Source organism: Delftia sp. WSY_7 (assembly GCF_043104845.1).
Lineage (GTDB): Bacteria > Pseudomonadota > Gammaproteobacteria > Burkholderiales > Burkholderiaceae_C > Comamonas > Comamonas tsuruhatensis.
On record NZ_JBICLB010000051.1, the window covers coordinates 17824 to 29920 of the forward strand.

A 12097-nucleotide genomic window follows, 5' to 3' on the forward strand; every position below is an offset into this window, starting at 1 on the left:
GTCAGGCGGCCGCTTCCTCGGTGTGCTTGGCGGGGTGGCGGGCTGCATTGCCGGCGGCCTTGAACGGTTCGATGCCCACGCGGCGCACGGTGGCGATGAAGGTCTCGAAACGGCCGCCTTCGCTTTGGCGCTGTTCGCGGTAGGTGGCCAGCAGGGCCTCGATCACGCCGGGCACTTCGGCGGCGCTGAACGAGGGGCCGATGATCTTGCCGGGCGTGGCCGGGCCGGACAGGTGGGAGCCGTCGGCGCCGCCCAGCGTGATCTGGTACCACTCCTTGCCGTCCTTGTCCACGCCCAGGATGCCGATGTGGCCGCTGTGGTGGTGGCCGCAGCTGTTGATGCAGCCGCTGATGTGCAGGTCGATCTCGCCCAGGTCCCACAGCTCGTCCAGGTCCTGGTAGCGCTCGGTGATGGCCTCGGCAATGGGCAGGGAGCGTGCATTGGCCAGCGAGCAGAAGTCGCCGCCGGGGCAGGCGATCATGTCGGTCAGCAGGCCGATGTTGGGCTTGGCCAGGCCCAGGGCCTTGGCCGCCTTGTACAGCTGGGGCAACTGGTCGCGGCGCACCCAGGGCAGCAGCAGGTTCTGCTCGTGGGTGACGCGCATCTCGCCGGCCGAGAACTGGTCGGCCAGCGCGGCGGCGGCATCCATCTGGTCGGCCGTGGCGTCGCCGGGCGCGTAGCCCAGGCGCTTGAACGACAGCAGCACGGCGCGCAACTGCGGGTGGCGGTGCGGGCGCACATTGCTGGTCAGCCAGCGGCCGAAGTCCTTGTCTTCCTCGGCGGCGGTGCGCAGCAGGGCCAGGGTCTCGGCCTCGGCATTGGCGGGCGACAGGTCCAGCTCGGGCTCGCGGAAATTGGCGGCCACGCGGTCGTACTCGGCTTGCGTGATGGTGTGGGGGCCACCCTCGACCTCGACGATCTGGCGGAATTCCTCATCGACCTGGTCGATGAAGTTCTGGCCCTCGGACTTCACGAGGATCTTGATGCGCGCCTTCCAGGCGTTGTCGCGGCGGCCGTAGCGGTTGTAGACGCGGATCACGGCTTCCAGGTAGTTCATCAGCTGGTTCCAGGGCAGGAACTCGCGCAGCACCGGGCTGATGGTGGGCGTGCGGCCCATGCCGCCGCCCACGCGCACCTTGAAGCCCAGCTCGCCAGCCTCGTTCTTGAGCAGCTGCAGGCCCACGTCGTACCAGCCCAGCGCGGCGCGGTCTTCCTCGGCGCCGCTGATGGAGACCTTGAACTTGCGCGGCAGGAAGCTGAACTCGGGGTGCAGCGTGCTCCACTGGCGCAGGATTTCGGTGAAGGGGCGGGGGTCGGCGATCTCGTCGATGGCAATGCCGGCCAGCGCGTCGCTGTTGATGTTGCGGATGCAGTTGCCGCTGGTCTGGATGCCGTGCAGGTTCACGCTGGCCAGCAGGTCCATCACGTCGGCGGCCTTGGACAGGGGAATCCAGTTGTACTGCACGTTGGTGCGCGTGGTGAAGTGGCCGTAGCCGAACTTCAGGTCGGAGCCGATGCGGCGGCCGTCGTGCAGGGGAATGTCGCCCAGCTTGGCCTGGGTGGCGCGGGCCTCGGCCAGCAGGGCGGTGTCGGGCTGGTCGTACTCGCGGGCCACGCGGGCCAGCACGCGCAGCTGGGCGCTGGACAGCTCGCCATAGGGAACGGCCACGCGCAGCATGGGCGCGTAGCGCTGCACATACCAGCCGTTTTGCAGGCGCAGGGGCTTGAACTCATCCTCCGAGAGCTTGCCGGCCTGCCAGCGTTCGAGCTGGTCACGGAACTGCTCGGCGCGCAGGCGGATGAACTGTTTGTCGAATTCGGTGTATTGGTACATGGCGCTTCGGATGTGGGGTCTTCGACTGCCGCCAGTGGCGGCGGTGCAGGGGCTCATCGCGTGGCACCGAGGCACTTGCGGGAAACGCGCGCAGAACCCTGCATGGAGGGGAATGTAAGCAATGGCCTTATAGAAGCAAACGATTGTTTTGTCCTGCAAGTATGTGGATATGGATATAAGTGAATGGCAGCAGGCTTTGCGGGGCTGGGCATGCCAAACGCATGGGCGGCCGATATGCTTTCCGGCCAGAGGGAGGATTTCAGAATGCGAAACCGTTGTGCCGCCATCGGGCTGGCCTTGGCATTGGCAACTGCTGCTCAGGCGCAGGCCCGGCAGCCGGCACGGCCGCCGTCCCTGTTGTCAGCAGCGCACACAGCTGACATGCCTGAACCCGACAAATCCGCACAGGAATCAGCCTGGGATGCGTATCTGCATCGCGTGGCGGCGCAGTTGGCCGGTTCCGGCAGCGGGCGCGATCTGGCCTTTGCGGCCATCCTGATCAATCTGTCGGTCCCACCCTTCCTACAAGAGGATGCCGACAGCCGAGCCCCGCAATGGCGCCAGGCCGCCTTGGAGCGGGCCGGGCAGGACGTGCTGGCCTACCAACTGCTGGCTGCCAGGGCGCCTGAACGTGAAGGCGAGTTGCGGTCGCAGGCTGCGCGCCGCTGGCTGGCGCTGGAACCCAGCAATCTCACTGCGCTGATGTGGCAGGCGCTGGGGCCGCAGGAGTTGCTGACTGCCGCGCGCGAAAGCCGCTATGCGGACCTGCACATGTATGAGGGCGTGCGCTGGATGCAGTCGGTGCTGCTGAAACACCCGCCCACGGCCGAGGAGTTGCAGGCGTTTGGAGGTGGGCAGCCCTACCGCCCCGAGGAAGGCGCTGCCATCACGGCCATGGGCATCTGGGCGGCCTTTGAACTGCCCGGCTACCGGACCTTGATCGATGCCTGCAAACCCGAAAAGCGGGGCGATGCCCCGGCGCGAGATGCCGACTGCCTGCATGTGGCGCACCTGATGACGGAACGCTCATCCACCGTGCTGGATGAGGCCTTTGGACTGGCGATACGGCGCTGGCTTGCCAGAACCCCGGCCGAGCGCGCTGCAGTGCAATCCCGGCGGCGCCAGCTGGACTGGCTGATGCACGAGTCCAACCCACTGAGCATGCAGGCGGGTGGCGATCCGTTTGTCCGGCTGTTGTCCGATTCCTCCATCCACAGCGAACAGCAACTGCTGGAGCGCATGCTCAAGGACGCAGGTCGCCCGCTGCAGCCCCCGCCTGGCTGGAAGCTGCCCGTTCCCAAGCACTAGATGCCAACGCTGCGCCTGTCCAGGTCTGCGGGCAGCCGCGCCGCCACGGCTGCCTCGCTCACCCCATAGAGCGCAGCCAGCGCGGCCGGTGTCGCCACTTGCGCCGCCGCACCGCAGGCCTGCAGGCCGCCGCGGCCCAGCAGGGCGATGCGGTCGGCCACCTGCAGCGCATGCTCGGGCTGGTGGGTGGACAGCAGCACGGCCATGCCGCGTGCACGCAGCGCGGCAATCTGGTCCAGCACGCGGATCTGGTTGCCGAAGTCCAGGCTGGCCGTGGGCTCGTCCATGACCAGCAGCGCGGGCTCCTGGGCCAGGGCGCGTGCGATCAGCACCAGCTGGCGCTCGCCGCCGCTCAGCTCGGTGTAGGGACGCAGCGCCAGATGGGCGATGCCCAACTGCTCCAGGCAGCCCAGCGCCAGGGCACGGTCGGCACTTGAAGGCCGGGCCAGCGCAGGCAGGCGCGCGGCACGGCCCATGAGCACCATGTCCAGCGCTTCGAAGCCGAAGACGCCGGCCTGCGCCTGGGGCACATAGCCCACGCGCCGCGCAAACTCGGCACGCGGCCAGCTGTGCACGGGCTGGCCCTGCACGCGCACCTCTCCGGCCAGCGGCGCCAGCAGGCCCAGCACGGTGCGGAACAAAGTGGTCTTGCCGCAGCCGTTGGGGCCCAGCAGGCACAGCACCTCGCCTGCGGAAATGGCCAGGTCCAGCCCCTGGCTGACGCGCCGGCGCCCATGGCCCGTGGCCAGGGCCAGCGTCTGCAGCACGGGTGGGGCCTGCACTTCAGTCATTGCGCCCCGTGCGCGACAGCAGGTAGAGGAAGAAGGGCGCGCCGACCAGGGCCGTGAGAATGCCCAGCGGCAGCTCGATGCGCGCCGCGCTGCGCGCCAGGGTGTCGGCCGCAACCACGAAGCCCGCGCCCAGCAGTGCCGAGGCCGGCAGCAGGCGCACGAAATTGGGGCCGACCAGCAGGCGCGCCACATGCGGCACCACCAGCCCCACCCAGCCGACGATGCCGGCCAGCGATACGGCGGCCGCCGTGCCCAGCGTGGCACAGGCCACCAGCAGCAGGCGCAGGCGTGCCACGGGCACGCCCAGGGCCAGCGCCTCCTCGTCGGGCAGGCCCAGCAGGTTGATGCGCCAGCGCAGCAGCATCAGGGGCAGCAGGGCGCACAGCATCACGGGTGCCGTGGCACCCAGCTCGGGCAGGGTCACGGCGCTCAGGCCGCCCATGAGCCAGAAGGTGATGGATGGCAGCTGCGTATTGGGGTCGGCCAGCGTCTTGACCAGGGCGATGCCCGCGCCCAGCAGCGCGCCCAGCGCAATGCCGGCCAGCACCAGGACCAGCACCGGGTCATGGCGGCGCACGCTGGCGCTGATGGCCACCACCACGGCCACGGCGGCCAGCCCGCCGCCAAAGGCCAGGGCCTGCACGGCCGCCATGGACCAGCCCAGGAAGATGCCCAGCACCGCGCCCAGGCCGGCACCGGCCGAGACGCCCAGGATGTCAGGCGAGACCAGCGGGTTGCGGAACATGCCCTGGTAGGCTGCGCCTGCCGCCGCCAGCGTGGCGCCCACGGCCAGGCCTGCGGCGATGCGTGGCAGGCGGATGTTCCAGAGCACGGTCTCGGCGCTGGCGGACAAGGGCGAGGCAGTGCCCGTGGCGCGCGCCAGCAGCGACTGCCACAGCTGCTGCGGCGCGATGGAGAACTGACCCGCCGCCAGCGCCCACAGCAGCACGGCGGCCAGCAAGCCCAGCGCGAGCACCCACCCCATGCGGCGGCCTGTGGCAGGCATCAACGCGCAGTCTCCATCAGCCTGCCCAGCGCTGCGGGCGACAGGTCGGCGCCGTAGAACAGGCGGTAGAAGTCGCGCACCTCGCGTTCCAACGGCGGCAGTCCCTGCAGGGCCGGCGCCTGCGGGTGGAGCTTTTCCAGCAACCAGCGCACGCCGATGAGCCGGTTGACGCCGGGCGGACCATCCAGCCAGCCGAAGGGCCAGACCGGCGCGCAGTGCACGCGGCCCGAGCGCACGGCGGCCACGCCGCGCCACAGCGGGTCCTGGCGCATGCGCTCGGCAAGGCCGGGTTCCTGCGTGACGATGACCTGCGGGTCCCAGGCCAGGATCTGCTCCATGGACACGCGCGTGAGCCCGCCACGCCCTGCATCGGCGGCCACATTGCACCCGCCCGCATACTCGACGGCTTCCACATTGATGGAGCCCGCCAGCCCTGTCTCCAAGCCGTTGGCGCTGCGCGCGAAGTACACGCGCGGGCGCTCGGCCGGTGCCATGCCCTGGGTGGAACGCTGCGCCAGCGCCGCCACGGCATCGGCATGGCGGGCCAGGGTTTCGCCACGTGCGGCCTCGCCCAGCAGGGCGCCGACCTCGCGCAACTGGCGTGCGTGGTCGGCCAGCGAGCCCTGGATCAGCACGCAGGGCAGGCCGGTCTGGCGCGCCAGCCGCTCGGTGGCAGAGATATAGGTGGTATCGGCCGTGCCGGCGTCCAGCACCAGGTCGGGCTGCAGCTTCAGCAGCGACTCCAGCGGCATGGTGCTGCCGCGCCCGGACAGGCGGCCCAGATGCGGAAGCGCCTGCAGCGTGGGCCCCAGATAGGCGCGCGAGACATCGTCCAGCTGCTGGGGCCAGCCCAGCAGCTTGTGCGGTGCCAGCGTGGCCACCAGCACGCCTGCGGGGGGGCCGGCAGCAAACACCCGGCGCAGTTTGGTCGCGTCCGGTATCTGGCCTATGCGCGCGGCAATGGTCGTGGTCTGGGCATGGCCGGGAACAAGAGCCGATGAGGCCAGTGCCGCCATGGCCTGGCCCAGCCAGCGGCGGCGGGTGAACAGAAGATCGGTCATGAAAGTCAGGGGATGGGGCTGGCGCAGCCACGGCGCTCAAGCTGTGCCTGGCACCATTGCTCGATCTGCACCTCATCGGCTGCCAGCTCGGCATGCAGGCTGCCGGTGTACCTGCGCCAGTCTTCAAGATGGCGGGCCGCGACGGCCGTGAGCACAGGCGTGCCGGCCTCGACAAAGGCCGCGAATTCGGCGGCAAAGCCTTGCCCCGAGGCCTCGACGATGCCGAAGCGGTTGATCACCACCAGATCCACGCCATCGTCCAGCGCCTGGCGCAGCACGGCGCTGGCCTGGGCCAGGGCCTGGGGGTTGAGGCTGCAGGCGCGCGAGGCGCAGCCCAGGTCCTGGGATAGCTCGAATTGGCGGTCACTGCGCAGGTCGAACAGCTGCATGCGCTTGTTGCCGTTGGCATAGCGGTCCTGGCGATGCACCAGCCCGCCCACGCGCCAGCCCGCGCCTTGCAGGCGGCGCGCCACGCGTTCGAGCAGCAGCTCCATTGCATGCTCGTCGTCGGGATGGACCAGGGCGGCCAGGGGCAGGGTGGTGAAGGGCGTGTTCATGGCATGCAGGTTGATGCGTATCAACGGGGCTGTTGTACTCCTGCCCGACCCCGGTGTCGTTGACCATGGGCAGCTTGGCTGGACCCGGAGCGCAGGCAGACGTGGGCGGGCGCTTCGCGCCAGGTCCGCTCCTCAGAAGCGATAGCCCAGGTTGACATACCAGCTGCGGCCCGGCATGGGCAGGCCGTCATCGAACTGGTACCACTTGTCGCCGATATTGGCCACGCCAAAGTCCACGGTGATGTCGCTGCGCGGCTTGTAGCGTGCACGCAGGTTGGCAATGCCGTAGCCGGGCAGCTTGAGCGTCTGCAGTTGGCCGCTGCCCGACAGCGGCACGTAGCGGCCCTTCTCGGTCTCGACCTCGGCATTGAATTCCCACTGCGCCAGCGGACGCCACTGAACGCCGGCCAGCAGGCGGTGGCGCGGCGTGTGGGTCAGCGTGATGCTGGAGTCGCTGGTGTTGCGGCGGTTCAGGTAGGTGTAGCCGGCGTTCACGCCCCATTGCGCCGACAGTTGCTGGGCCAGGGACAGCTCCATGCCGATGTTGCGCGTGCGCCCCACGTTCTGCGCCTGGTTGCAGGTGGTGCCGCCGCATTCGGCAGAGGCCACGACCACGGTCTGGATCTGGTTGCGCACGCGGCTGTAGAACAGCGCGGCCTGGCCCTGGCCGCCCTGCCAGGGCGAGCCGCTGACGCCCAGCTCCAGGTGGTTGGCCGTCTCGGGCTGCAGGTCGGGGTTGGCCAGGGCCGTGCCCATGCGTGCCGAGTAGCGGTCCTTGATGGTGGGAAAGCGCGTCTTGTGCGAGGCGATGAAATACGCCTCGCTGCCGCCGCCCAGCGCATAGCCGAGCTTGGCCACGCCATTGGTCGCGCTGGCGGAGCCCGTGGGCCACTGATAGACCTCGCGCGCATCGCGCTGGTCGTGGCTGAGCGCCAGGTTCAGGCTCCAGCGCTCGGCCAGGGAGATCGTGTCCTCGATCACCAGCGAGCGCGTCACGTCGCGGTAGTGCTTGCTGGGGTCCTTGGCCGAGGCGGCATCGGTGTGCTCGTCGATCTTGTAGTGCGCGCCCAGGCGCAGCGCATGGCCCTTGAAGCTGTAGTTGGCCCACTCGACGCTGGCGCCCTGGCTCACGTCCTTGTAGCTGCTGGTGGGGTCATGGCGCGAGTAGCTCGCGTCCGTGTACATGTCCAGGCCGTTTTGGTAGGTGTCGTGGTAGATGCGTGTCTTGAGCAGGTTGTCGGCATTGATGCGCGTGGTGCTCAGAAAGTACACGCTGTCCTTGTCCCAGTAGGGCCAGCGCCAGTAGCGGATGACGTTCTTGCCCGTGGCGCTGCCGGTATACACGGGGTTGCCCTTCTTGCCTTCCTGGCGCACATAGCCCAGCGCGTATTCGTCCGTGGCATTGGGCGTGAGGCCCAGCTTGAACGACAGCCGCTTGTCCGTGCGGTAGGCGTTGTCGCGGTAGTTGCCCGTGTCGGTGGGCTGCTTCTTGAAGTCCTTGAAGCCCTGGGGCAACGGAAAACTGTCCGCGTCCAGGTAGGAGGCGCCAAGCTGGTAGTACCAGGTGCCCAGGTTGCCGCCCAGGTTCACGGCGGCCTTGCGTTCGCCGCCTGCGCCTGCGCCGATGCGCGCATCGCCCTCGAACGATTTGACGGGCTTGCGCGTGACCAGGTTGATGGCGCCGCCCAGCGTATTGGGGCCATACATCAGCGAGGCGCCAGCCTTGGCCACGCGGATCTCGGACAGGTCGAACGTGGTGAAGCGGCCGAAGTCCACATAGCCGTCATAGGGCACGTACAGGGGCACGCCGTCCACGAAGACCGGCACCTGGCGCGGATCGAAGCCGCGCAGGTAGATCATTTCCTCGTTGCGATTGTTGCGCGACAGCGTGGCGCCCGGCAGCAGGCGCACGGCGTCGGCCACGGTGTCGGCATTGCGCTGGCGCATCTCGGCGGCGCCCAGTCGCTGTTCATCGCCGGATATGGACTCTGCTTCATCACGCGCACCGTGCACATCGACCGTGCCCAGCTGGAAGGTCTGCGAAGCCTGTGCTGCGGACGTGACCGATTGGGCTTGTGCCTGGGTGCTGGCGGCCAGGCCCGCAAGCAGCAGGGCGTGGGCCAGCGTGGACTGCAGGCGGAAGGCAGGGGAGGAGGCTGGGGCGCTGTAGCGGGGCTGGAGGGGCACGATTTTCGGTGGTTGTGTGAGTGGACGCGGAGCGGCTGGTTGTTTCCTTTTGAAAACAGGTTCCGGATTCTAGCGATATGCACTAACAAATATAACGAGTGACAAAAAACCGTCTGCGGGAAGACTCGGGCTTTCTTTCAGGCCGTTGTGTGAATGCCCGGCCGTCCAGCGGCCGGGCGGTACAACGGCTCAGCGCCTGCGGCCCAGGCGCTCGCTGGCCAGGGCAGCCGCCAGCCTGGCATCCAGGGGCAGCGGTTCGTCGTGCAGGCGTGCTGCCAGCAGCTCGCCGCACAGCAGCGACAGGGTGAGCCCGCGCGAGCCCATGGCCGTCAGCGCCCACAGGCCGGGAGCCTGATCGGACACCGGTCCGACCACGGGCAGCCGGTCTGGCGAGGCCACGCGCACGGCGCCCCAGGTGGCGCGCGGTGGCGCGTCGAAGAAGCCTTGCAGGCCCTGGTAGGCACGTGGCAGCAGCTGCGCCAGCTTGGCGCCATTGGCTGCATGGGCGGCGGCCTGGTCTCCGGGGCTGGGCGGCAGCGCGGTCTGGTCGCGCTCGAAGGTCGATCCCATGACCCAGCCTGGCCCGGCTGCATCGCCGGGCAGCGGCATGGCAGGCACCAGGTTGCCATGGCCGTTGACGGGAAAGGGCGGCATGGCCTGCGCGCTGGCCGGGGTGTGCACATCCCAGCTGACCTGGCCGCGTATGGACTGCAGCGGCCAGGCGGCCTGGGCGCCCAGGCTGTGCTCCAGCAGCGCATTCGTTGCGGGGCCCAGTGCAAGAACGACCAGTTCAGCCTCGGCCAGCAGATTGCCCTGTGCATCCAGGGCCTGCCAGACGGGCGCGCCACCGGCTGTGTCGGTGCGTGCAAGACGCGCCACGCAGGCGCGGCCCTGCCAGCGCACGCCCGGCAGCGCCAGTTGCGCCTGCACCAGCCGTGCCGGGCGTACCCAGCCAGCTTGCGCATGCCAGCAGGCAGGGGCGTCGGCGGGCAGGCCGGCCGCCGAGAGTTGATCGGCGCTTGCGGGCCGGCTCCAGTGGTCGCCCGGGCCGGGGGATTGCCAGTCGCGCGGCAGCCGCGGGGCGGCTTCCACGCCGTGCTCCAGCACGCCGGTATCGCACCAGTCCGTGCCCGGTTGCAGCAGGCCCTGGCCGGAGAGCATTTGCAGCTGCGCCAGGGTCAGGCGTGCGCCGTCGCGGCTCAGGCGGGACAGCAGGCTGTCATCGGGAGAGACATGGGGGCAGAACAGGCCCGCGGGCAGGGCGGAGGCGCCCGCTGCAGGCGCCTCGGCAGCATCCAGCACGGTGACCTGCCAGCCACGGCGCGACAGGCTGGCGGCGGCGGCCGCACCGGCGATGCCTGCACCCAGCACCATGCAGCGCCGTGGGGTGATGGGTTCCTGCGGCTGTGCTCCCGGCCCGCGCGGCCCGCGCGGTTGCCAGGCCGGGTCGAAGACGGCATGCAGGTTGTGGCGCTTGGGTGGGACGCCATCGACCTTGCGCACCTGAAAGCCGTGCTGTGCCAGGCCATCGCGCACCGTGCGCGCCACGCACCAGGTGGACAGCTGCGTGCCGCGCCGGCAATGGCGCGCCAGCGCGCGCAGGGTATCGGCGCTCCAGAGCTCGGGGTTGAGTTCCGGCGTGAAGCCGTCCAGGTAGATGCTGTCGGCCGTGATCTGCTGGCGCCGCAGCATGGCCTGGGCATCGCCGATGTACAGCGTCAGCAGCACGCGGCCCTGCTCGAAGGCGAGGCGGTGCACGCCGGGCAGCAGGCCCTGGAACCGGGCGGCCAGCTCCTCGGCCAGCAGGCGCAATCCTGGCTTGCGCGGCATGGCCTGGCGCATGGCGTCGGCGCTGACGGGAAAGGCTTCGGCCGAGACGAAATGCAGCAGCCTCGGGCGCCGGGGATCGGCCTTCCAGGCTTCCCAGGCCACGAGGAAATTCAGCCCGAACCCGAAACCGGTCTCCAGGATGCGCCATTGCGGCGCATCGGCCCAGGCCGCCGGCAGGCCGCAGCCGCCCAGAAAGACATGACGGGCCTGGTCCAGGCCGCCGAGTTCGCTGTGGTAGCGGTCGCCGAAGCGCGGGCTGTAGGGCGTGCCATCGGGCAGCCAGTCAATGGGTTCGGACATGGGCAAGGGGCAGAACTACTCCTCCCAGCGCTGCTGGTAGGAGAACACGGGCAGCCGCCACTTGAAGCGGATGGCGGCCAGGCGCAGCGTGAGTCCGCCGGCAAAGCAGACGACGGTGCTGAGGTTGGAGCCCACTTCCAGCGTGCGCAGCCCCAGGAACAGCAGGCACACGGCCAGCGACACGCTGGCATACAGCTCGCGCCGGAAGACGACCGGCACCTGGTTGCAAAGCACGTCGCGCAGAATGCCGCCGCTGATGCCGGTCAACATGCCCGACATCACCACCACCACGGGCGGGTAGCCCAGCTCCAGCGCCACGTTGCAGCCGATCAGCGAGAAGGCGATCAGCCCCATGGCGTCCAGCAGCAGAAAGACCTGCTTGAGATGGTGCATGTGGCGCGCCACGACGATGGTCAGCAGCCCGGCCGAGATGACCAGGTAGACATATTCAGGGTGCTGCGTCCAGCCGATGGGGTAGTGGCCCAGCACCATGTCGCGGATGGTGCCGCCGCCCAGCGCGGTGACGAAGGCGATCACGGCCACGCCGAAGATGTCCATGTTGCGCCGGCCCGCCGCCAGCGCGCCCGACATGGCTTCGGCCGTGATGGCCACGAGGTAGATCACCAGCATGACGGTGAACTGCGATGCCTGGAACGATTCCAGCAGGGAGACGGATGGAAGCACGGAAAACCTCGGATGAAGACCGGCCCGCGCCGCAGGGTGTGCGGCCACTGCGCCGTCCAGCGCAAGAAGGCGGGCATTGTAGGCGGTCTCTGGGCGGCGGCCGTTTGCGGCACCGCAAATGAAACCGCCCCCGGCGCGGTGCGACGGGGGCGGTGAAAGGGCACGAAGCGGCTCAGGCCGTAGGAGGCACGTAGCCGGCCGCCGCATCGGCGCCGCCGCCGAAGAAGTGGTTTTCCATCTGGCGGGCCAGGTACTGGCGGGCGCGTGCGTCGGCCAGGTTCAGGCGGTTTTCGTTGACCAGCATCGTCTGGTGCTTGAGCCAGTCGGCCCAGGCCTGCTTGCTCACGCCTTCAAAAATGCGCTTGCCCAGCTCGCCGGGGTAGGGCGGGAAATCCAGGCCTTCAGCGTCAACGCCAAGCTTGATGCAGTGAACGGTACGTGCCATGGGGAATTGAGTCCTTGTCTTGCAGAGATTCAGATGTTTTGGGAATAACAAACTGAAATCTTATTGGTTTGAGTTTTAAGAGTTGGCTTTGAGA

General features: G+C 68.9%; 10 protein-coding genes. 1 reads left to right on the forward strand and 9 read right to left on the reverse strand.

Annotation, left to right across the window (positions count from 1 at the left end; genetic code table 11):
* Position 1 precedes the first annotated feature (1 nt).
* The gene (locus ACF8ME_RS25285) at positions 2-1834 is read right to left on the reverse strand and encodes a nitrite/sulfite reductase (RefSeq protein ID WP_392418687.1); all 1833 of its coding nucleotides are present in this window, start codon (positions 1832-1834) and stop codon (positions 2-4) included.
* A 381-nt stretch (positions 1835-2215) separates the two neighbouring features.
* Here ACF8ME_RS25285 and ACF8ME_RS25290 point away from each other — a divergent pair, with 381 nt between their 5' ends.
* Positions 2216-3142, forward strand: coding sequence for a hypothetical protein (locus ACF8ME_RS25290; protein WP_392418690.1), 927 nt, complete (start codon positions 2216-2218; stop codon positions 3140-3142).
* Here ACF8ME_RS25290 and ACF8ME_RS25295 read toward each other — a convergent pair.
* The 8 genes from ACF8ME_RS25295 to ACF8ME_RS25330 all read right to left on the reverse strand — a co-directional run bounded on the left by ACF8ME_RS25295 (position 3139) and on the right by ACF8ME_RS25330 (position 12003).
* Entirely contained in the window at positions 3139-3933 is a 795-nt protein-coding gene (locus ACF8ME_RS25295) for an ABC transporter ATP-binding protein (RefSeq protein ID WP_392418693.1), read from the reverse strand. The genes ACF8ME_RS25290 and ACF8ME_RS25295 overlap by 4 nt on opposite strands.
* Positions 3926-4939, reverse strand: coding sequence for a FecCD family ABC transporter permease (locus ACF8ME_RS25300; RefSeq protein ID WP_392418696.1), 1014 nt, complete (start codon positions 4937-4939; stop codon positions 3926-3928). The genes ACF8ME_RS25295 and ACF8ME_RS25300 overlap by 8 nt, the downstream gene beginning before the upstream one ends.
* Entirely contained in the window at positions 4939-6000 is a 1062-nt protein-coding gene (locus ACF8ME_RS25305; protein WP_392418698.1) for an iron ABC transporter substrate-binding protein, read from the reverse strand. The genes ACF8ME_RS25300 and ACF8ME_RS25305 overlap by 1 nt, the downstream gene beginning before the upstream one ends.
* A gap of 5 nt (positions 6001-6005) precedes the next feature.
* Positions 6006-6557: a DUF2478 domain-containing protein gene (locus tag ACF8ME_RS25310; RefSeq protein ID WP_046985791.1), complete on the reverse strand. Its 552-nt coding sequence runs from the start codon at positions 6555-6557 to the stop codon at positions 6006-6008.
* A gap of 132 nt (positions 6558-6689) precedes the next feature.
* Complete coding sequence (locus tag ACF8ME_RS25315; RefSeq protein ID WP_392418701.1) at positions 6690-8744, reverse strand: TonB-dependent receptor plug domain-containing protein; 2055 nt, start codon at positions 8742-8744, stop codon at positions 6690-6692.
* A 189-nt stretch (positions 8745-8933) separates the two neighbouring features.
* Positions 8934-10874: an FAD-dependent 5-carboxymethylaminomethyl-2-thiouridine(34) oxidoreductase MnmC gene (gene mnmC / locus ACF8ME_RS25320; RefSeq protein ID WP_392418704.1), complete on the reverse strand. Its 1941-nt coding sequence runs from the start codon at positions 10872-10874 to the stop codon at positions 8934-8936.
* A gap of 15 nt (positions 10875-10889) precedes the next feature.
* Positions 10890-11558, reverse strand: a complete 669-nt coding sequence (locus ACF8ME_RS25325) for a trimeric intracellular cation channel family protein (RefSeq protein WP_012206442.1) — start codon at positions 11556-11558, stop codon at positions 10890-10892.
* A 172-nt stretch (positions 11559-11730) separates the two neighbouring features.
* Positions 11731-12003, reverse strand: coding sequence for an oxidative damage protection protein (locus ACF8ME_RS25330; RefSeq protein ID WP_012206441.1), 273 nt, complete (start codon positions 12001-12003; stop codon positions 11731-11733).
* Positions 12004-12097: the final 94 nt, after the last annotated feature.

Coding starts and splice junctions, on each gene's coding strand:
- ACF8ME_RS25305 (WP_392418698.1), bottom strand. CDS start 6,000: ATGACCGATCTTCTGTTCACCCGCCGCCGCTGGCTGGGCCAGGCCATG.
- ACF8ME_RS25285 (WP_392418687.1), bottom strand. CDS start 1,834: ATGTACCAATACACCGAATTCGACAAACAGTTCATCCGCCTGCGCGCC.
- ACF8ME_RS25300 (WP_392418696.1), bottom strand. CDS start 4,939: ATGCCTGCCACAGGCCGCCGCATGGGGTGGGTGCTCGCGCTGGGCTTG.
- mnmC (WP_392418704.1), bottom strand. CDS start 10,874: ATGTCCGAACCCATTGACTGGCTGCCCGATGGCACGCCCTACAGCCCG.
- ACF8ME_RS25295 (WP_392418693.1), bottom strand. CDS start 3,933: ATGACTGAAGTGCAGGCCCCACCCGTGCTGCAGACGCTGGCCCTGGCC.
- ACF8ME_RS25310 (WP_046985791.1), bottom strand. CDS start 6,557: ATGAACACGCCCTTCACCACCCTGCCCCTGGCCGCCCTGGTCCATCCC.
- ACF8ME_RS25330 (WP_012206441.1), bottom strand. CDS start 12,003: ATGGCACGTACCGTTCACTGCATCAAGCTTGGCGTTGACGCTGAAGGC.
- ACF8ME_RS25290 (WP_392418690.1), top strand. CDS start 2,216: ATGCCTGAACCCGACAAATCCGCACAGGAATCAGCCTGGGATGCGTAT.